The 20,495-nt window shown below is 66.8% G+C and carries 17 protein-coding genes; 14 read left to right on the top strand and 3 right to left on the bottom strand.

Going from position 1 to position 20,495, the window contains the following annotated elements; all coding sequences use genetic code 11:
- The first annotated feature begins 27 nt into the window (after window positions 1–27).
- The 10 genes from JRI60_RS35395 (at window position 28) to JRI60_RS35350 (ending at window position 12,319) form a co-directional block, all read left to right on the top strand.
- Entirely contained in the window at window positions 28–2,346 is a 2,319-nt protein-coding gene (locus tag JRI60_RS35395) for a family 2 encapsulin nanocompartment cargo protein terpene cyclase (protein ID WP_204220340.1), read from the top strand.
- A 3-nt stretch (window positions 2,347–2,349) separates the two neighbouring features.
- On the top strand, window positions 2,350–3,756 hold the full coding sequence (locus JRI60_RS35390) for a family 2B encapsulin nanocompartment shell protein (RefSeq protein ID WP_204220339.1): 1,407 nt from the start codon (window positions 2,350–2,352) through the stop codon (window positions 3,754–3,756).
- Window positions 3,757–3,807: 51 nt separating this feature from the next.
- Complete coding sequence (locus JRI60_RS35385; RefSeq protein WP_204220338.1) at window positions 3,808–5,214, top strand: family 2B encapsulin nanocompartment shell protein; 1,407 nt, start codon at window positions 3,808–3,810, stop codon at window positions 5,212–5,214.
- Window positions 5,215–5,364: 150 nt separating this feature from the next.
- Window positions 5,365–6,024, top strand: a complete 660-nt coding sequence (locus tag JRI60_RS35380; protein ID WP_204220337.1) for an MXAN_6652 family MXYO-CTERM-anchored protein — start codon at window positions 5,365–5,367, stop codon at window positions 6,022–6,024.
- Between the two features lie 72 nt (window positions 6,025–6,096).
- Complete coding sequence (locus JRI60_RS35375; RefSeq protein WP_204220336.1) at window positions 6,097–6,267, top strand: hypothetical protein; 171 nt, start codon at window positions 6,097–6,099, stop codon at window positions 6,265–6,267.
- A 201-nt stretch (window positions 6,268–6,468) separates the two neighbouring features.
- Window positions 6,469–8,307 carry an N-acetylmuramoyl-L-alanine amidase gene (locus JRI60_RS35370; protein ID WP_204220335.1) on the top strand — a complete coding sequence of 613 codons (1,839 nt, stop codon included), beginning with the start codon at window positions 6,469–6,471 and terminating at the stop codon, window positions 8,305–8,307.
- A gap of 179 nt (window positions 8,308–8,486) precedes the next feature.
- Window positions 8,487–8,951 (top strand): PaaI family thioesterase, encoded by a 465-nt coding sequence (locus JRI60_RS35365; RefSeq protein ID WP_204220334.1) that lies wholly within the window; start codon window positions 8,487–8,489, stop codon window positions 8,949–8,951.
- Window positions 8,948–10,354 carry an MFS transporter gene (locus JRI60_RS35360; RefSeq protein WP_204220333.1) on the top strand — a complete coding sequence of 469 codons (1,407 nt, stop codon included), beginning with the start codon at window positions 8,948–8,950 and terminating at the stop codon, window positions 10,352–10,354. Before JRI60_RS35365 ends, JRI60_RS35360 begins: the two co-directional genes overlap by 4 nt.
- Entirely contained in the window at window positions 10,351–11,586 is a 1,236-nt protein-coding gene (locus tag JRI60_RS35355) for an acetyl-CoA C-acetyltransferase (RefSeq protein WP_204220332.1), read from the top strand. Before JRI60_RS35360 ends, JRI60_RS35355 begins: the two co-directional genes overlap by 4 nt.
- Before the next feature lie 133 nt (window positions 11,587–11,719).
- Entirely contained in the window at window positions 11,720–12,319 is a 600-nt protein-coding gene (locus JRI60_RS35350; RefSeq protein WP_204220331.1) for a TetR/AcrR family transcriptional regulator, read from the top strand.
- Window positions 12,320–12,337: 18 nt separating this feature from the next.
- On the opposite strand, the gene JRI60_RS35345 is transcribed toward JRI60_RS35350, so the two are convergent.
- Both JRI60_RS35345 and JRI60_RS35340 read right to left on the bottom strand, forming a co-directional pair.
- Complete coding sequence (locus tag JRI60_RS35345; RefSeq protein ID WP_204220330.1) at window positions 12,338–12,829, bottom strand: hypothetical protein; 492 nt, start codon at window positions 12,827–12,829, stop codon at window positions 12,338–12,340.
- 184 nt (window positions 12,830–13,013) lie between these two features.
- Window positions 13,014–13,637: a TetR/AcrR family transcriptional regulator gene (locus tag JRI60_RS35340; protein ID WP_204220329.1), complete on the bottom strand. Its 624-nt coding sequence runs from the start codon at window positions 13,635–13,637 to the stop codon at window positions 13,014–13,016.
- A gap of 100 nt (window positions 13,638–13,737) precedes the next feature.
- Between JRI60_RS35340 and JRI60_RS35335 the strand changes: the two genes are divergently transcribed.
- Window positions 13,738–16,929: a bifunctional cytochrome P450/NADPH--P450 reductase gene (locus JRI60_RS35335; protein WP_204220328.1), complete on the top strand. Its 3,192-nt coding sequence runs from the start codon at window positions 13,738–13,740 to the stop codon at window positions 16,927–16,929.
- 2 nt (window positions 16,930–16,931) lie between these two features.
- On the opposite strand, the gene JRI60_RS35330 is transcribed toward JRI60_RS35335, so the two are convergent.
- On the bottom strand, window positions 16,932–17,744 hold the full coding sequence (locus JRI60_RS35330) for a phytanoyl-CoA dioxygenase family protein (protein WP_204220327.1): 813 nt from the start codon (window positions 17,742–17,744) through the stop codon (window positions 16,932–16,934).
- An 89-nt stretch (window positions 17,745–17,833) separates the two neighbouring features.
- On the opposite strand from JRI60_RS35330, the gene JRI60_RS35325 reads away from it, so the two are divergent.
- The 3 genes from JRI60_RS35325 (at window position 17,834) to JRI60_RS35315 (ending at window position 20,442) form a co-directional block, all read left to right on the top strand.
- Entirely contained in the window at window positions 17,834–18,604 is a 771-nt protein-coding gene (locus JRI60_RS35325) for a hypothetical protein (protein WP_204220326.1), read from the top strand.
- Between the two features lie 254 nt (window positions 18,605–18,858).
- Window positions 18,859–19,602 carry a BON domain-containing protein gene (locus JRI60_RS35320; protein WP_204220325.1) on the top strand — a complete coding sequence of 248 codons (744 nt, stop codon included), beginning with the start codon at window positions 18,859–18,861 and terminating at the stop codon, window positions 19,600–19,602.
- A 156-nt stretch (window positions 19,603–19,758) separates the two neighbouring features.
- A complete protein-coding gene (locus JRI60_RS35315) occupies window positions 19,759–20,442 on the top strand; it encodes a fimbrial protein (RefSeq protein WP_239470876.1) in 684 nt (227 codons plus the stop codon).
- The last annotated feature ends 53 nt before the right edge of the window (window positions 20,443–20,495 follow it).

The raw sequence follows: 20,495 nt of genomic DNA, 5'->3' as shown, positions 1-20,495 counted from the left end.
GCGCCTCGTGTTCTACGAGGTGCACTGATGGCGCGAAACAAACAACCCTTTGTATTGCCAGATTTCTATGTCCCCTGGCCGGCGCGCCTGAATCCGCACCTCGAGGGGGCCAGGGTTCATTCCAAGGCGTGGGCGCATCAGATGGGGATCCTGGACTCGTCGAAGGACGGGAAGACCCCTGACATCTGGGACGACGCCAAATTCGATGCCATGGATTACGCGCTGCTCTGCGCGTACACCCATCCCGAAGCTCCCGGCCCGGAGCTCGACCTGGTGACCGACTGGTATGTCTGGGTCTTCTACTTCGATGATCACTTCCTCGAGGTCTACAAGCGCCCCAGGGATCTGACGGGCGCGAAGCAGTATCTCGACAGGCTGCCCGCCTTCATGCCGGTCGACCTCACCGTCCCTTCTCCGGAGCCGACCAATCCGGTGGAGCGCGGCCTCGCCGATCTGTGGGCTCGAACGGTGCCCACCAAGTCCGTGGAGTGGCGGCGCCGGTTCTTCGCGAGCACCAAGGCCCTGCTCGATGAGTCGATGTGGGAGCTGTCCAACATCAGCGAGCGCCGTGTCGCCAACCCGATCGAATACATCGAGATGCGCCGCAAGGTCGGTGGGGCACCCTGGTCGGCGGACCTCGTGGAGCACGCCGTCTTCGCCGAGGTCCCCGCCCGGATCGCCGAGTCCCGTCCGATGCGTGTCCTCAAGGACACGTTCTCCGATGGGGTGCACCTGCGCAATGATCTGTTCTCCTACGAGCGCGAGATCCTGGAAGAGGGAGAGCTCTCCAACTGCGTCCTGGTCCTCGAGCGCTTCCTGGATGTCGATACGCAACGCGCCGCCAATCTGACCAACGACATCCTGACGTCCCGGCTGCAGCAGTTCGAGAACACCGTCCTGACCGAGCTGCCCTCGCTCTTCCTGGAGCACGGCATCACCCCGGTCGAGCAGGCGAACGTCCTCTCCTACATCCGGGGACTCCAGGACTGGCAGTCCGGCGGCCACGAGTGGCACATGCGCTCGAGCCGCTACATGAACAAAGGCGCCGAGACCTCGAGCCACTCCCTGGGCGGCCTGCCCCTGGGACCCTCGGGTCTGGGGACCTCGGGCTTCCGCTTGTCGCCCGGCGCCCTGGGGTTGGGACGGTTCAAGAACTACACCCACGTTCCCTACCAGCATGTGGGCCCGGTCAAGCTGCCGCCGTTCTACATGCCGTACTCGACCCGGAAGAACTCCCACCTGGATGCCGCGCGGCGCAGCTCCAAGGAATGGGCACGCCGGATGGGGATGCTGGACTCCCTGCCGGGCCTTCCGGGCGTCTACATCTGGAATGACCACACGTTCGATGTCGCAGACGTGGCCCTGTGCGGTGCGTTGATCCACCCGGGGGCGACCGGTCCCGAGCTGGATATCACCGCCGGCTGGCTCGTCTGGGGAACCTACGCCGACGATTACTTCCCGATGCTCTATGGCAACACCCGCGACATGGCGGGGGCGAAGGTCTTCAACGCCCGGCTGACGGCGTTCATGCCGGACGACCCCGCCACCCCCACCACGGTCCCCACCAATCCGGTGGAGCGTGGCCTGGCCGATCTCTGGGCTCGCACCGCTGGCCCCATGTCCCCCGACGCGCGCAGCCAGTTCCGCCGCGCCATCCAGGACATGACCGAGAGCTGGTTGTGGGAGCTCGCCAACCAGATCGACAACCGCGTGCCGGACCCGGTTGACTACGTGGAGATGCGTCGCAAGACGTTCGGCTCGGACCTCACGATGAGCCTGTCCCGGCTGGCCCAGGGCCACGGGCTTCCGCCCGAGATCTTCCGGACCACTCCGATGCGGGGGCTCGAGAACTCGGCCGCCGACTACGCCTGCTTCACCAACGACATCTTCTCCTATCAGAAGGAGATCGAGTTCGAGGGCGAGATCCACAACGCCGTGCTGGTCGTTCAGCGCTTCCTGGATCTCGACAAGCAGCGGGGCGTCGAGGTCGTCAACGATCTGATGACCGCCCGGATGCGCCAGTTCGAGCACACCGTCGCCACCGAGCTGCCGGCCCTCTGCGAGCACATGGGTCTGGACGCCAAGGCCCAGGAGAAGCTGCGCGGCTACGTCGAGAAGCTCCAGCAGTGGATGGCCGGCGTCCTCATCTGGCACCAGACGGTGGACCGTTACAAGGAATCCGAATTGCGCCAGAGCCGGACGCCTGGGAGGTACCTGCGGCATCTCAGGGCCCCTACGGGGTTGGGCACCTCGGCCGCGCGCATCGCGTCGTTGTTGGGCGGCAACCGGACCGAGCCGGTGAGCCGTGAAAAGGATCGTGTTCTTCTGACGGAAGGAAAGAGGTAGGTCATGGCGAGTTTCGAGAAGCTGGTCGAGGAAGCCAACAAGCAGCAGATGAGCCTTGGGACGGCCGCGGCGCGCCAACTGGCGACGACGACCAAGTCGGCCCCTCAGATGCAGGGAATCTCCTCCCGGTGGCTGCTCAAGCTGCTGCCGTGGGTGCAGGTCAACGGTGGCGTGTTCCGCCTCAACCGGCGCTTGACCTATGCCATCGGCGACGGCCGGGTGACCTTCTACACCACGGGCGCCAAGGTGCAGGTCGTTCCGCAGGAGCTGACCGAGCTGCCGATGCTGCGCGGCTATGACGACGTCACCGTGCTGTCCACCCTGGCGGACCGCTTCGTGCAGAAGGAGTACAAGCCCGGCGACGTCATCACCCAGGCCGGTCAGGAGGCCGACTCCATCTGGCTGATCGCCCATGGCAAGGTGAACAAGATTGGCAAGGGCAAGTACGGCGATGAGACCGTGCTCGAGGTGCTCGCCGATGGCGACCACTACAGCTATCAGGCCCTGCTGGAGTCGCAGGACTACTGGCAGTTCACGGTCAAGGCGGTGACTCCCGTCACGGTGCTGATGCTCAAGCAGTCCGACTTCGAGACGGTGGTCGAGCAGTCCCCGTCGCTGAAGAAGCACCTCGAGGAGTTCAAGTCCCTCGCCAAGAAGAAGCAGGACCCGACGGGCCAGGCGGACATCGAGCTGGTCGCGGGACACCATGGCGAGCCCGTGCTGCCGGGCACCTTCGTGGATTACGAGACCTCGCCTCGCGAGTACGAGCTGAGCGTGGCCCAGACGGTGCTGCAGATCCACACCCGCGTGGCCGACCTGTTCAACGATCCGATGAACCAGACGCAGGAGCAGTTGCGTCTGACCGTCGAGGCGCTCAAGGAGCTCAAGGAGCACGAGCTGATCAACAACCGCGAGTTCGGCCTGCTGCACAACGCCGACCTCAAGCAGCGCCTCCACACGCGCAGCGGGCCTCCGACCCCCGATGACATGGACGAGCTGCTGGCCACCGTGTGGAAGGATCCGTCCTTCTTCCTGGCCCACCCGCGCGCCATCGCCGCGTTCGGTCAGGAGTGCAGCCGCCGCGGGGTCTACCCGGGCAGCGTCGACGTGGGCGGCCACCAGGTCACCGCCTGGCGCGGCATCCCCATCTTCCCCTGCAACAAGATCCCCATCAGCGACACGCGCACCAGCTCCATCCTCCTGATGCGCACGGGCGCGGAGAACCAGGGCGTCATCGGCCTGCACCAGGCGGGCATCCCCGACGAGATCGAGCCCAGCCTGAACGTGCGCTTCATGGGCATCAACGAGAAGGCCGTCATCTCCTACCTCGTCAGCACCTACTTCTCCACGGCGGTCCTCATCCCCGACGCGCTCGGCATCCTCGAGAGTGTCGAAATCGGCCGCACCTAGCCAGGACACCGGCACTCAGAGCCAGTTCGGACGAAGCCGAGGCACACCTCAATGGCGAATACGATGAAGACGGGCAGCGGTGGTGAGAACGAGCAGCAGCAGCTGAGCCTGAGCACGCTCGCTGCCCGTCAGTTGGCGACCACGACCAAGTCGCGGCCGCAGATGCAGGGAATCAGTCCCCGGTGGCTGCTGCGCATGCTGCCCTGGATCGAGGTGCCGGGTGGTATGTTCCGCGTCAACCGCCGCCTGACCTATACCGCCGGAGACGGTCGCCTCAGCTTCAGCAACATCGGAGCCCGGGTGGAGGTCATTCCGCGGGAGCTGACCGAGCTGCCGCTGCTGCGCGGCTACGTCGACGACACCGTGCTGACCGCGCTGGCGGGCCAGTTCGTCCAGCGGGAGTTCAAGACCGGCGAGCTGATCGTCGAGGCGGGCCAGCCCGCCGAGCACGTGGTCCTGATCGCCCATGGCAAGGCCAACAAGCTGGGCAAGGGCCCGTATGGTGACGACGTCATCCTCGATGTGCTCGCCGACGGCGACCACTTCGGGGACCAGGCGGTGGTGGAGGCGAACGACCGGTGGAAGTTCACGGTCAAGGCGATCACCCCGTGCACGGTGATGCTGCTGCCGCAGCAGGTGTTCGAGAGCTTCATCCAACGGACCCCGGCGCTGTCCGCTCACGTCGAGCGCTTCAAGGAGCGCTTGCGCATGCCCCAGGACAAGCAGGGGCAGGCCGCCATCCAGATCTCCGCCGGCCACAATGGTGAGCCGGTGCTGCCGGGCACCTTCGTCGACTACGAGCTCAAGCCCCGTGAGTACGAGCTGAGCCTGGCCCAGACCCTGCTCAAGATTCATACCCGCGTCGCCGACGTGTTCAACGGACCGATGAACCAGGTCCAGGAGCAGGTGCGGTTGACCATCGAGGCCCTGCGCGAGCGGCAGGAGTACGAGATGATCAACAACCGGGACTTCGGCTTCCTGCACAACGCCGATCTCAAGCAGCGCATCCATGCCCGGAAGGGGCCGCCCACCCCTGATGACATGGACGATCTGCTCAGCCGGCGCAGGAAGTCACGGTTCTTCCTGGCCCACCCCCGCACCATCGCCGCGTTCGGCCAGGAGTGCACCCGCCGTGGGATCTACCCGGGCGTGGCCGAGGTGCAGGGCAGGAAGGTCATCAGCTGGCGCAACGTCCCCATCCTGCCCTGCGACAAGATCCCCATCTCCGAGGACAACACGACCTCCATCATCGTGATGCGTACCGGGAAGGACGATCAGGGCGTCGTCGGCCTGCATCAGACCGGCATCCCGGATGAGGTGGAGCCGGGCCTCTCCGTGCGGAACATGGGCATCAGCGAGCGGGCCATCGCCTCCTACCTCGTCAGCACCTACTACTCCGCGGCCATCCTCATCCCCGATGCGCTCGGAGTCCTCGAGAACATCGAGCTCGGACGCTGACTTCTCTTCATCCGGAAGGAACGGGGCGGCCTCGTGAGGGGCCGCCCCTTTTCGCGTGCCGTTCTTGACAGCGCCCGCCCATGGATTTAGTACGTGTCGAAAATGAAAATGCGTATCATTTTCATCTTTGGGCACATCCATGGAGGTTCAATGCGTTTCCCCTTCCGTCCCGCGGGCCTGGTTGCCGTCTGTCTGATGTCGACTCCCGCTCTCGCCACCAGCACGGGCGTCACCGGCCAATCCGGCAAGAGTGGGACGACGTGCAGCCTGTGTCACAAGGGCGGGCCGCTCCCCACCGTCGAGCTCTCGGGGCCCACGAAGCTCGCCCCGGGAGAGACGGGCCAGTACACGTTCATCATCCGGGGTGGGGCCGCGAAGAAGGGAGGCGTGGGCATCGCCGTGGACAACGCTGCGGCGATCCTGCAGGCGGGGGAGGGGACGAAGAAGCTGGACGGTGAGCTCGTCCAATCCGAGCCCAAGGCCTTCAGCGGCGACGAGCTCCGCTTCGATTTCTCCCTGGTCGCGCCCTCCACGGATGTCACCCTCACGCTCTTCGGCGCCGGCAATTCCACCAACGCCGATCTCGACACCAGTGGTGACAGAGCCGTGGCCACGAAGGTGAGCGTGCTCGTGGGCAAAGGCTCACCCGATGCGGGCACCCCCGATGCCGGCTCGGGAGGACCCGACACGGGCACGGGTGACGAGGGCAATGATTCCCAAAGCGGCTGCTCCACCACGGGAAGCTCGACCGTGTGGATCCTCGGAATGGCGGGAGCTTCCCTGGCCCTGCTCCGCCGCCGGCAGGGCTGAGGATCCGCTCCTTCTGTCAGGGGGAGATGGTAGGGTTCCCTCGTCGTTCTGACCCATCGCAGGAGCGAGTGAATGTCCAAGAAGACCCTTCGCATCGTTGCCCTTCTCTCCGCGGTCGCTGGCGTTGGCGTGGCGGGGCTCTCCCTGGTGCCGGGTAAGGCCCAGTCGGCGGAGCTCCCCAGTGGTTGCTATAAGCACCCCATCACCGGCGCGCTGATCTGCCCCTATCCCCCGCCGTACTGAAGCGCTTCCGTTTCAACGCCGGGAGCCTCGCGCCGGAAGCCGTGCGCGGGGCTCCCGTGGTGTCTCCGCCGTGCCTTTTCCCTTCGATTCCTGAGACGCCGCCCGGCTCGTCACCTCTATCTGTTGGGCTCCCCTCGCACCGGCCATCCGCGAGGCAAGGAGTGGCCCATCACACGCGAGTGACGACGTCTGGAGGAATCGATGAAGAACAGGTCTGGGATTTTCATGCTCACCGCCTCGCTGGCCTTGGCGCAGGCGTGCGACATGAACGAGCAGCAGGTGTCCGCCGTCCCCACCGCCGAGGTGGACCTGAAGGGGGCGGAGACCTCCGCACGGGAAGAGGCGTCTTTCGACGAGCTCTTCCGAGTGGCGGGCACGGAGTTCAACGTGCCGCCCGCGCTCCTCAAGTCCCTCTCGTTCGTGCAGACGCGCTACCAGATGGTGGAGGGCGCCGAGGAGTTCGAGGGGCGCCCGGCCGTGCACGGAATGATGGGGCTCTCGGGGGCGCTGCTCGAGGAGGGCGCGAAGCTGGCCGGCGTCACGGTGGAGCAGGCCAGGAAGGACGCGCGCTCCAACGTCCGGGCGGCGGCGGCGCTGCTGTCGCACCGCGCGGATGCGCTCCGGATCGATCGGTCGCGGGCGAGCCAGTGGGCGCCGGCGGTGGCCGAGGTGTCCGGCATCCAGGATGAGGAGGGCCGTCGCAGCTTCGTCCAGGATGAGGTCTTCCGGGTGGCCCGGCTGGGGCTGGGGACGCTGTCGCGGGAGTGGGCCGCGAGCGGGCAGGGGCTGACCGCGGAGGAGGGGAGGGTGGGGCAGGCGCTCGCCGTCGCTCCGGACTACGCGGGAGCCGTGTGGAGGCCCTCGCCCAACTACAACTCCCGGCCCCTGACTCCACGCATGGTGATCATCCACACCTGCGAGAGCGGCTACTCGGGGTGCTGGAGCTGGCTGACCAACAGCACCTCGCAGGTGAGCGCGCACTACGTGGTGCGGGAGGACGGCGGGGAGATCAGCCAGCTGGTGCGCGATGCGAGCCGGGCCTGGCACATCGGTGCCACCTACCAGTGCGGCAACAACAGCAACATGGAGTGCGGGCTGAACGGGCGAAGCTCCAACGACTTCACCATCGGCATCGAGCATGGAGGGTATGCGTCGCAGACGACCTGGCCGGTGGCGCAGATCGACGCCTCGGCCCGGCTGCTGTGCGACATGGCGCGTGACAACAACATTCCCCTGGATCGCTACCACGTGGTGGGGCACGGCCAGCTGCAGCCGTACAACCGCACGGATCCCGGTGCCAACTGGCCCTGGACGGACTACCTCAACCGGGCCAGGGCGCACTGCGGCACGGGGTGCGTGGTGGGGGGAGCGATCCTGACGCGCTACAACCAACTGGGCGGCGCCGGGGGCATCCTCGGAGGGTGCACGACCAACGAGCTGACGACGCCGGACGGCATCGGCCGCTACAACCACTTCCAGAACGGCAGCATCTACTGGACGCCGGACACGGGCGCCTGGGAGGTGCACGGCCTCATCCGCGCCAGGTGGGAGGCGTTGGACTGGGAGAAGGGTGTGCTGGGCTACCCCATCACGGGTGAGATGGCGACGCCGGATGGAGTGGGCCGCTACAACCACTTCCGCAAGGGCACGCTGCTGGGCAGCATCTACTGGACGCCGGACACGGGTGCCCATGAGATCCACGGCCTCATCCGTGCCAAGTGGGAGGCGTTGGACTGGGAGAAGGGTGTGCTGGGCTACCCCATCACCGACGAGATGGTGACGCCGGATGGAGTGGGCCGCTACAACCACTTCCGCAAGGGGGGTACCGAGGGCAGCATCTACTGGACGCCGACCACGGGCGCCTGGGCGGTGCACGGCCTCATCCGCGAGAAGTGGGCGTCCCTGGGCTGGGAGCGGAGCGCGCTGGGCTACCCGGTGTCCGACGAGTATGCCGTCACCGGTGGCCGCGAGAGCGAGTTCCAGAAGGGCTTCATCACGTATACGGCCGCCACCGGTGCGCTGACGGTGCGGATGAAGTAGCGGGCCCGGTCGTGCGCCGCGCCGTGAACGACACCGGCGGCCAACGCGCCGCCGGCCCTCTCGGTCGATTCCCTGGAACCGCTGGCCGTTTCATATTATGACCATAATATGAAGAAGGACCAGCCCAGGTACGCGGCGCGGGTGATGCCCCGTTGCGTGCGACTGAACGAGGAGAAGTCATGAACGGTCGTGTCTCCGCTCCCAAGACCACCCGGCACCTGCAGGATCTGCAACGGATCCTGCGGGGAGAGGCGCCACCTCCTCCGATTGCTCAGCTGCTGGGGCTGCTGCTCACCAGCGTCGAGCCAGGCCGCGTTGTCATCGAGCTCGACGCCTCGGTACGCCATGCCAATCCCATGGGGACCCTCCACGGTGGGGTGATCTGCGACCTGTCCGATCTGGCCATGGGGGCGTCCATGGCCACGACGCTCGAGGATGAGGAGAGCTTCACCACGCTCGATCTCACCTCGAAGTTCTTCAAACCCATCTGGAACGCGCGCCTGCGAGCGACCGGGCGTGTGGTCAAGCGGACGCGCACGCTCGGGCTGATCGAGTGTGACGTCGAGGACGACAAGGGAAGTCTCGTGGCCAAGGTGTTCAGCTCGTGCATGGTCCTCCGTGGAGACGAGGCACGCGGGCGATGACGGCCATGACTCCCGCACTGGAGGTCCGGAGCGCGCGCGAGGTGCACGCGGGGGCCGTGCTCGCGGTGCTCTCGGTTGCCGCGTTCCTGGCCAGCCTCGATCTCTTCATCGTGAACGTCGCGTTCGAGCACATGGGCCGGAGCTTCCGCGGCGCCTCGCTGGCGGACCTGAGCTGGGTGCTCAACGGGTACGCCATCGCCTATGCGGCGCTCCTCATTCCGCTCGGGCGCCTGGCCGACCGGTTCGGACGCAAGGCCGGGTTTCTGCTGGGACTCGGACTGTTCACGGCCGCCAGTGCCGCCTGTGCGGCGAGCACCGGGTTGTGGGGCCTCGTCGTTTCGAGGATCGCCCAAGCGGTGGGCGCGGCGCTGCTGACGCCCACGAGCCTGGGGCTCCTGCTCAACGCCACGCCACCTGACAGGCGGGCGAGGGCGGTCAGGATCTGGGCGGCGGTCGGCTCTCTGGCCGCCGCAGCCGGACCCGTCGCGGGGGGGCTGCTCGTCGAGCTCTCGTGGCAATGGGTGTTCCTCGTGAACCTGCCCGTGGGGGCCGTCGCGCTCCTCGCCGCCGTCCGCGTCATCCCGGACTCGAGGGATTCCGCCCGGGGTCCTCTGCCCGACCTGCTCGGCGCGGGGCTGCTCGGCGTCGCGATGGGGGCGCTCTCGCTCGCGCTCGTCAAGGTGGAGGAGTGGGGTTGGACCGGGGGGCGGACGACCGTGTCGCTCCTGGGCTCCGTCGTGGCGGGAGGTCTGTTCTGGTGGCGCTCGAGCGGACATCCAGCGCCGGTCATCGAGCCCGCGCTGCTTCGCGTGCGGACCTTCGCATGGGCCAATCTCAGCGCGTTCGTGTTCAGCGTGGCGTTCGCCGCCAACCTGCTGGCCAGCATCCTGTGGATGCAGCAGGTCTGGCAGTACTCGGCGGTGCGCACGGGCCTGGCGATTGCTCCCGGCCCGCTGATGGTTCCCCTGTTCGCCAGCATCGCCCAACGCCTCTCGCGCAGGGTCGAGGCGGGATGGCTCGCGGCCTCGGGCTGCGTGCTCTTCGCGGCGGGCGCGACCATCTCCATGCTTTGGGTGGGAGCCGTGCCGAACTACATGACCGGGCTGCTGCCGGGCTGGATGCTGGGCGGTGTCGGCGTGGGCCTCGTGATTCCCACGTTGCTGGCCTCGGCCACGGTCGAGCTCCCGCCAGCGCGGACCGCCACGGGCAGCGCGATCGTCAACATGAGCCGCCAGGTCGGGATGGCGCTCGGCGTCAGCCTGCTGGTGGCGCTGGTGGGGAAGTCCGTGGGCGGCGAGCTGAGGACCGCCTTCGGGCACGTGTGGATGGCCGCGGCCCTGCTGGCGCTGGGCGCGGCTCCGTTGAGCCTCGGGGTGAACACGTACAAAGGAGTCAGGCCATGACCATGAGCTACATCATCGACGCCGTACGGACCCCGCGAGGGCGCGGCAAGGCGGGCAAGGGAGCGCTCTCCGGCATCCACCCGCAGGAGTTGCTCGCGCAGGTGCTGAACACGCTCCAGCGGCGCCAGGGTTTCGATGCGCGCGAGGTGGACGATGTGATGGCGGGGTGCGTCTCCCAGGTGGGGGAGCAGGGCGCCAATCTGGCTCGTAGCGCGGTGCTCGCCGCGGGCTGGCCCAACGAAGTGTCGGCGGTGTCGCTCAACCGTTTCTGCGCTTCGGGACTGCAGGCCATCCACTTCGGCGCCATGGGAGTCGCCTCGGGCGCGATGGACCTCGTCATCGCCGGGGGCGTGGAGAGCATGTCGCGCGTCCCCATGGGCTCCGACGGCGGCGGTCAGGATGGCAACAACACGCACCTGCGCGAGCGCTTGTTCCAGGTCCCCCAGGGGATCAGCGCCGACCTCATCGCCACACTCGAGGGGTTCTCGCGCGAGGAGATCGATGCCGTGGCGCTCCGCTCCCAGAGGAACGCGGCGCGAGCCATCGAGGAGGGCCGTTTCGCGAAGTCGTTGTTCCCGGTGAAGGACCCGCACACGGGCGCGGTGGTGCTCGAGCGTGACGAGTTCCCCCGTCCCGACACCACGGCCGAAGGGCTCGCCGCGCTCAAGCCTTCATTTGTCGCGCTGGGTGAAACGGTCGCCGGTCCCAAGGGGGAGACGCTCGCTCAGCTCGCGCTCGCGGCCTACCCGCGCGCGAAGGCCCTTCGACACTTCCACACCGCAGGCAACTCGAGCGGCATCGTCGATGGGGCCGCCGCGGTGATGCTCGCCTCGGAACGGTACGTCCGGGAGAAGGGCATCCGGCCACGAGCCCGCATCCGCGCGATGGCGACGATCGGGAGCGAGCCGGTGCTGATGCTCACCGCGCCCGCGCCAGCGAGCCAGAAGGCGCTCCGCATGGCGGGAATGAAGGCGAGTGACATCGACCTGTGGGAGATCAACGAGGCCTTCGCGGGCGTGGTGCTGCAGACGATTCGTGCTCTGGGGATCGACTCGGAGCGCGTGAACGTCAACGGTGGTTCCATCGCGCTCGGTCATCCGCTTGGCGCGACGGGGGCGATGTTGCTCGGAACCGCGCTCGACGAGCTCGAGCGGAGCGGCAAGCAGACCGCGCTCATCACCCTGTGTGTCAGTGGCGGTCAGGGCATCGCCACCATCATCGAGCGGCTGTGATGTGGACTTCCTGGTCACCGCTCGCACGGGGCCCGAGCGAGCCCAGTGCGATTATGGGTGAAATATCATGCTCCTCATAGATTAGTGTCCTGCCGGAGTGGTGCATCCAGTCGCTCCAGAGCGAGGTCACGCCATGAGCCAGAAAGCGGAGCAGAAGCAGAAATCGCACGATGCCATCCTGGAGTCCGCCGCCGCTCTGCTGCTCGAGCGGGGGATTCGAGCGAGCTCCGTCATGGACGTGATGAAGGGGGCGGGGCTCACGGTGGGGGGCTTCTATGGACATTTCGAGTCCAAGGAGCATCTCTTCACCGAGACCATCCGGCGCACGGCCCGGGCGATGTGGAGCGGGTTGATCCAGGGGGCGGTGCGCGAGACGTCCCGCCCCCCCGTGCTGAGCGTGCTCTACCGGTATCTGTCGCGAAAGCATCGGGACAACGTGGAGACGGGCTGTCCCCTGCCGAGCATCACCTCCGAGGTCGCCAGGGAGGGCGAGCCCTATCGCGAGGCATTGGAGGAGGAGCTCGCCGGGTTCATCCAGGACCTGAGTGGCCTGCTCGGTCCGGGCGAGAAGTCCCGGGAGAATGCGCTCGCGCTGCTCGCCCTCATGTATGGCGCGCTGTCGTTGGCGCGAGCCGTTCGCGGCACGCGCCTCAGTGACGAGTTTCTCGAAGCGGCCAGGAAGTTCGGCGCTCGGGCCCTGGATGGGGGACCTGCCCCATCCGAGAGCCGGTAATGACAGACGAGCCGGGTCCTAGGGGACGCAGTAGGTCATGTTGATGCCGCTGGGGAGGCTGAATCTCGAGATGACGCAGGAGTTGCTGGTGGTGTAGCTCGACGCGCGATAACCAGACGGGCAGCCAAGGCCGCAGGTGTAGAACCCGGCGCTGCTGTCGGCCTGGCAGTACGTCACGGTGTTGGTGGAACTGCTGCTGAAGGGCGAGGTCTCGCAGGAAGAGGTGTAGGAATACGAGGTGGCGTGATAGCCGCTCGGGCAGCCGATGCCACAGCTGCTGAAGCTGGTGCCACTGTTGGTGGCGCAGTTCACCCCGTTGTAGGAGGAGGAGCAGGTGGAGCCGCAACTGGAGCTACAGGTGTAAGAGGTCGGGTGATAGCCGCTCGAGCAAGAGAGACCGCACTGAAACAGCGCGGACTCCACCGTGCCCGTAGAGGACTCCTCCGCCTCGGACGGACCACCGCACGCAGTCAGGAGCGACATCAGGCACAGCGCGAATACCTTCTTCATGGTTTCTCTCCGGGTGATGAGTGTTTGGACAAGCAGTTCACTCGGAGTGCGGGATACGATGCTTTTATTTTGACGTCAAGAACTCCCAATCCTTGTCTCGATTTGTACAGCGACATGGATTTGTACAGCGACATGGCTTGCCGTGAAACAGGTCCAGGTCCATGACGAGCCGCGTTACCCGGTTCTACCGGCGTGGCCGCAGGTAGCCGAGCACGAGCGCGCTCAGTTCCTCCACGAACTCGGGGGTTCCGATCAGCTCGGGCCGTTCGACGACCGTGGACCAGACAGCGCTGCGCAGGGCCCGGATGATGATGAAGACGACGAGCCCCAGGTCTCGCGGACGCTCGAACTCCAGGTTGCGCGAGAGCACTCCCTGCACGAGTGTCTCCACACGCGCTTCTATCTCCTGGACGACCTGAAGGGGGCCGATGCGCGACGCCTGCTCCAGGAGAACCCGCTGGAGTCGCGGGTTCACCCCGTAGGCCTCCACCAGGGTTCGCATCAGGTCTCGCACTTCCTGGTCCAGATCCGTGATGGGGTGGGGCACCAGCTTGTCGGAGAGGATGCTCAAGACTCGCTGGTGTAGCCGCTCCAGGAGCATGGCGACCAGCGCCTCCTTGCTCGGAAAGTACTGGTAAAGCGTGCCGATGCTCACGCCCGCCCGCTCGGCCACCTGCTTGGTGGTGGTGCCTTCGTAGCCAGAGCTGACGAAAACGTGAGCCGCCGCCTCCAGGATCACCTCCACCGTCGCCTTTGCCCGCGCCTGACGTGGCCGCTTCCGAGGGGCGGCCCGGTTGCGCGTGCTCATGTCGGCGCATCTCCAGAAACTGAGCCGGATGCGAATTTCGCCTTCGCGAGCCGGGCCCTACTGTTTCGTAACCCTTTCACATCCATCCTTTCGCTTTCCCATGAGCCGACCCGCCCTGTCCACGAACATCCCCCAGCCGCGCCCTCGCCCCCTCGTCGGCAACGCGCCCGACCTGGGCTCCGAGACGCCCCTGCAGAACCTGATGAAGCTCGCGCGCGAGTTCGGGCCCATCTTCCGGCTGTCCTTCCCGGGGGGCGTCTCCGTCCGGGTGATCAGCTCGTACGAGTTGGTGGCCGAAGTCTGTGACGAGACGCGCTTCGCGAAGAAGATCACCCAGGCCCTCTGGTACCTCCGAGAGCTCTCCGGTGATGGCCTCTTCACCGCCGAGACGGAAGAGCCCAACTGGGGCAAGGCCCACCGCCTGTTGATGCCCGCCTTCAGCCCCGCGGCCATGCAGGACTACCACGACGGCATGCTCGACGTGGCCGACCAGATGCTCACGCGCTGGGCCCGCTTCGGACCCGATACCGACATCGACGTGTCCGACAACATGACGCGGCTCACGCTCGATACCATCGCGCTGTGCGGCTTCGACTTCCGCTTCAACTCCTTCTACCAGAAGGAGATGCACCCCTTCGTCGAGTCCATGGTGCGCGCCCTGGAGGAGGCTGGCAACCGCACCCGGCGCGTCCCCCTGCAGACGCAGCTCATGCTGCGCACCCAGCGCCAGTTCCAGGCAGACATCGGCTACATGCATGAGGTGACGCGTCAGCTCATCGTGAAACGCCGCACCCTCACGCCCGAGGAGACCCCACGCGACCTGCTCAGCCTCATGCTCGACGCGAAGGATCCCATCACGGGCGAGAAGCTCGACGATGACAACATCCGCAACCAGCTCGTGACCTTCCTCGTCGCGGGTCATGAGACGACGAGCGGCCTGTTGTCCTTTGCCCTCTACTTCCTGCTGCACCACCCCGAGGTGCGCCAGAAGGCCTACGAGGAGGTGGACCGGGTGCTGGGCTCGGAGACCCCGCGCTTCGAGCACATCTCCCAGTTGCAATACATCGATCAGATCCTGCGCGAGACGCTGCGCCTGTGGCCCACCGCGCCCGCCTTCTCCTTGAGCGCCAGGGCGGACAACACGCTCCTGGGGGGGAGGTACCCCCTCGGCGTCAACGATAATCTCATGGTGCTCATCCCCATGCTGCACCGCGACCCGGCCGTGTGGAAGGACCCGGAGCGCTTCGACCCGGAGCGTTTCGCCCCCGAGGTGCGCGACAGCATCCCCCAGCACGCGTGGAAGCCTTTCGGCAACGGGCTACGCGCGTGCATTGGCCGGGCGTTCGCGTTCCAGGAGGCCACGCTCGTGCTCGGCATGATCCTGCAGCGCTTCCACCTCTCCACGCCCGCGCCGTACACGCTGAGCATCCGCGAGTCGCTCACGCTCAAGCCCGAGGGGCTCAAGCTCCGTGCCCGCGAGCGCAAGCCCGGTTTCCGTCCGAGCGCGGCCCGGCCCACCGCGCCCCGTCCCGTGGCGCCCGCTCCCCAGGCACCGGAGAAGGTAGCCGCGCATGGGACGCCCCTGTTGCTGCTCTACGGCTCCAACTCGGGTGCCTCCGAGGCGTTCGCCCGGCGCATCGCGGGTGACGGGCTCGCGCGCGGCTACTCGACGCGGGTGGCGCCGCTGGATGAGTACACCGGGAAGCTGCCCCGTGAGGGCGCGGTCGTCGTCGTGACGGCCTCCTACAACGGCCAGCCGCCGGACAACGCGCGCGCGTTCCACACGTGGATGTCCAGCGTGCCCGAGGGCTCGCTGTCGGGCGTGCGCTACGCCGTGTTCGGCTGCGGCAACCGGGACTGGGGCGAGACCTACCAGGCGGTTCCCACATACCTCGATGAGCGGTTGAGCGCCGCGGGAGCCCAGGCGATCCTCACGCGCGGCGAGGCGGACGCGCGGGGCGACTTCTTCGGGGACTTCGAGCAATGGTACGCGCCCTTCTGGGAGCGCGTGGGCACGGCGCTCGGTGTGACCTCGCGCGAGGTGGATTCCGGTCCGCGCTACACGGTGGAAATGGTGCCTCCTGTCAGCGTGGAGCTGGTGAAGCAGAACAAGCTCGAGCTGGCGACGCTGGTGGAGAACCGGGAGCTCGTCGACCTGACGTCGCCGTTCGGGCGCTCCAAGCGGCACCTCGTGTTCGAGCTGCCCGAGGGGGTGACGTACGCGGCGGGCGATTACCTCGCCGTGCTACCGGAGAACCACCCGGAGCTCGTGGAACGGGCCGCGCGCCGCCTCGGGGTGCGGACGGATGCCGCCGTCGTCCTGCGCTCGACCCGGGGCGCCCAGGCCTCCTCGCTCCCCATGGACAGGCCCGTGTCGGTGCGGGAGTTGCTCGGCCGGCACGTGGAGCTGTCGGCACCCGCCACGCGCAAGGACCTGGAGCGGCTGGCGGAGAAGAACCCGTGCCCGCCCCACGCGATGCACCTGGCCGCCCTGGCCCGGAATGCCGAGCGCTACAAGCAGGAGATTCTCGACAAGCGCATGAGCGTCCTGGACCTGCTGGAGCAGTACGACTCGTGCATCCTGTCCTTCGGAGAGTTCCTCGAGCTGCTTCCCGCCATGCGCGTGCGGCAATACTCGGTGTCGTCCTCTCCGTTGGAGAACCCCACCCGGTGCACGTTGACGGTGGCGGTGTTGGACGCGGAGGCGTGGTCCGGCCAGGGCCGTTTCCACGGCACCTGTTCGAGCTACCTCGCCCGGCTGCGCCCCGGGGAGCAGGCGGCGGTCGCGGTGCACACGCCGAACGTGCCCTTCCACCCGCCCGCCTCGAACACGGCGCCCATCATCATGGTGAGCGCGGGCACGGGACTGGCTCCCTTCCGGGGCTTCATCCAGGAGCGCGCCCTGCGCCACACGCGGGGAGAGACGGCCGGGCCCGCGTTGCTCTTCTTCGGGTGCGACCATCCGGACGTGGACTTCCTCTACCGCGACGAGCTGGCGAAATGGGAGCAGGGGGACGTGGTGAAGGTGCTTCCCGCCTTCTTCCGCCAGCCCGAGGGCGACGTGACGTTCGTACAGCACCGGCTGTGGAAGGAGCGAGAGCAGGTGAAGGTGCTGCTCGACCAGGGGGCTCTCTTCTTCATCTGCGGAGATGGCCGGCTCATGGCGCCCGCGGTCCGGGAGACCCTCGCGCGAATCCACCAGGAGACCGTGGGTTGCTCCGCGGAGGAGGCCGCGGCGTGGCTCACGGGAATGGAGAAGCAGGGCCGCCTGGTCTCCGACGTCTTCGCATGAGCTCACCCTGGGCTGGGGTCCCGCAGTCCCTGTTTGATGGCGATCTCGACCGGCGAAGGGTCGTGGTCCTCGCGCTCGAGCCGGAAAGGCTCCGCCAGATGCAGCGGCGGTTGCGCCATGAAGCGGGGCGTCGTGCCGCGGTGGGGCTGCGCTGAATGGACGAGGAAGGGATGGCACAGGTACACCGTGCCGGCCCTTCCAGTCGCCAAGGCCTCGGGCCGCGTGGCCGTCACGTCCAGCTTCCCGGCCAGCTCCATGAAGGTCATGCCCGCTTCGCCCGCGGGTTGCAGAATCCGCGCGACGTCGAGATGCGAGCCCATCCGGATGCGGGTGGGCGCATCGTGTTCGCCCACGTCCGAGAACAGGAAGAGCATCAGGAGCGCTCGCTCCCTTGAATGGACGTTGATGCGGTAGGAGAAGAAGTCGTTTGGATCTTCCCCCGGGTAGCTCGCGTCCACGTGCCAGCCCGCGTCGCCTGGATCCTCGGGGCTTGGGAACCGCACCGGGAAGGTGCCAAGGCTGAACCGGGGAGCCCAACGGCCCTTTCCGACGAGCTGGTCGAAAGCCGTGTGAAGCACCGGCGTGTTCACCGCCCTGGCGAAGGGCGGTTGTGCATAGCCCCCGAGACGAATGACGGGCCGGGTCCACGTCGTTGGATCATTGGGAGCGCAGCCGGTATCCCGCCAGAGGATGGCGAGACCCTCCTCCGCGAGCTCGCGCGGGAACGCCTCGTCGATCCGGACGAATCCATCTCGGATGAACTGCTCGATCTGCGCGTCACCGAGCTTGGACTGTGAAAAGAGATCGTCACCCATTGGTTTCCTCGAGCGAGTTGCCCGCCCCTGGCCTCCCTGGGGTCGGGAGGCGTTCTCATGTAGAATCATCCCAACTCGTGGGAGGTATCGTGCCGGTCGACTGGGTCAAGTTCGAGGCGCTCAAGACGCAGGCGAAGCAGAACCATCAACTGGTCTACCTCTGGGACCAGGCGGCCGATCCTCGCATCAAGAGCCGGGGTGGGGTGTGCCTGGGCATGAGCATGGACTGGCTGCGCCGGAAGATGGCGGGCGGCAAGAACTTCGATCATTCCGACTTCGCCAGCCAGAAGTCGAAGGTGACGCTCGCCACTCAGCACATCTCCATCCATGATCTGCAGCTCAAGGCCCCCTCCATGGCGTTGACCCTGGAGTATGCCCGGCGGCTCGTGGAGCTGGGATACGATCCCAAGGTGCTCCACTCCAAGTTCCTGCACCTGGCCGACAAGGAGGCCATGACCTTCGGATGGAAGGAGCTGCAAGCCCTCACCCTGGAGAAGTCGGTGGTGGACGATGACTCTCCCAGAACCGCGTTCACGTCCGTTGTCGTGAAGGGATTGCTCGACCTGGAGGACGAGCCCCAGTCGAAATACCAGGGGATGATCCTCCAGCTCGACTCGGAGAAGAAGAAGGAGGGGCACGCGGTGGCCTTCTTCATTCGTGCGCCGTTGATGCAGGCCGACGAGGCGGAGCGCCGGGGCCTGAAGTCCAACACGGTGTATGAGTTCTTCGACCCGAACGTGGGCGAGTTCCGCTTCGTTCAGAGTCCCAAGGCGCTCGTCGCCTTCCTCGCGGAACTCTGGGAGGCCGTCTACAGCGATCTGCCGACGGTCATACCCCATCAGGTCTGGTACACGACCTGACCCAGGGACGTGAGTGTTGCTCGCCCGGTTTTATTCTCCGGGCCCGTTCTCCCCGTGGGCCAGTGGACCGTGCAGCGACCGGCCTGCCGAGGCACGCTCGGCCACCCCTTGCCGCCTGGAGATGACGGCTCAGTTTGCCCTGGACTCGCGAGGCCTCTGGGCATCGCGAGCCCCACGTGACACCGAGATGCAACTGCAACGGGAAATGTCACCGTCACGTGACACGTACGCGCAACCACGAGGAGACACACGTCATGGCGAACAGGGACTATGAGATGCGTCGATACCTGGGAGATGACCGGGAGCGCTGGGCAGGCCGGGAGCGGGAATTCGACGAAGGCTTCCGGGGCAGTGACATGGGGCCGCGGCAGGAGCGCGGTCCGTGGCAGGGCAGCCAGGGGTACTGGGGCAGCAGCCGCAAGTCCGAGGATTACGGCCGGGATTACGACCAGGACCGCGGCTACAACCTCCAAGGCAATTACAACCCGGGGAACTACAACCCTCCAGGCTTCTACAACTCGCAGGGCCACTCCGGCGGTGGGTACTCCGAGCGCGACCTGGGGTACGACCGGGGCTACGGGACCTACGTGGCGCGCGACAGGAACGAGGGCCTCTACGGACGCCGCGACTACCGCGACTTCAACGAGCGCGGCCCGCTCGAGCGGCTCGGCGACCGGTTCCGCGAGGGCCTACGCAAGCTGGGCAAGGGGCCCAAGGCGTACACGCGCTCGGATGACCGCATCCGCGAGGACATCTACGACCGGCTCATGCACGGGTGGGTGAACGCCGAGCACGTGGAGGTGCAGGTGAAGAACGGTGAGGTCACCCTGACCGGTCTGGTCGAGGAGCGCCGCGACAAGCGCACCATCGAGGACATCATCGATGATGTCCTCGGCGTGAAGGACGTGCACAACCAACTCAAGGTGGGCAGTCCCGAGCAGTTCAACACCACGACCGGGGCCTCCGGCACCTCGGTGACGAAGGTCGTCCGCTCGTAGCGCAGGATGCATGGCGGGCTCCCCGCGACCGTACGCGGGGAGCCGCCGTCCGGGTCTCGTCCGCGCTTCGAATCCTTTGACTCCCTCCCGGGGCACTTCCGTTCTACGTTCCAGGGCTCGTGAAGCAGTACCCGGAGGGGGAACAACGTGAAGACCATGAAGTGCCCGAAGTGCGGCAACGTCCTCGATGTGACGGGACGGGTGCCCGGCTCCAACATCACGTGCGCATGCGGCAACATGTCGGCCGTGCCCGGCTCGGGGATGAGCCGGAAGGCGCTCTTCATCATCCTCGGTATCTCGGGGTTGGTGCTCCTCTGCCCGTGCGTGGGAGTGCTCTCGGCCATTGCCATCCCGAACTTCATTCGCTTCCAGGCCCGTTCGAAGCAGGCCGAGTGCAGGGCGAACCTCAAGGCCTGGTACACCACGCAGCGCGCGTACTTCCAGCAGAAGGACGCCTACTCCGCGTCGATCGAGGAGGTCGGTTTCTCGCCCGAGCGAGGCAACCGCTACGCGTACTTCGCCGGTCCGGGTCCCCTGGAGGAGCGCGGCACTCCGCAGGTGGTGCGGACGGCGGCGGTGCAGGGCATTGGAGTGGATACCGTCAAATACGCGGGTGCGAAGCCCATCTCCCTGGAACAGCTCCCGGAGGGGTTGGGGAGCATGGTGGGCGTGCAGGGCGAGTGCCCCGATTGCAACATCACCCTGGTGTGCGCGGGGCAGGTGGACCGTGACGACACGCTCGACGTGTGGAGCATCTCCACCGAGGAGCGGATGTTGGAGGACGGAACGCCCATCCCCGGGGGCGTGCCCTTCAACCACGTGAACGACGTCGAGGACTGAGCCGCTGGTAGGGGTGCATGAGCGAGCCAGCACTCCGAGCGAGGGCCTCCCCG

It is taken from the genome of Archangium violaceum (assembly GCF_016887565.1).
In the GTDB taxonomy this organism is placed as follows: Bacteria; Myxococcota; Myxococcia; order Myxococcales; family Myxococcaceae; genus Archangium; species Archangium violaceum_B.
The sequence above is the reverse complement of the archived record's forward strand: the minus strand, read 5'-3'. Positions and strand labels throughout refer to the sequence as shown.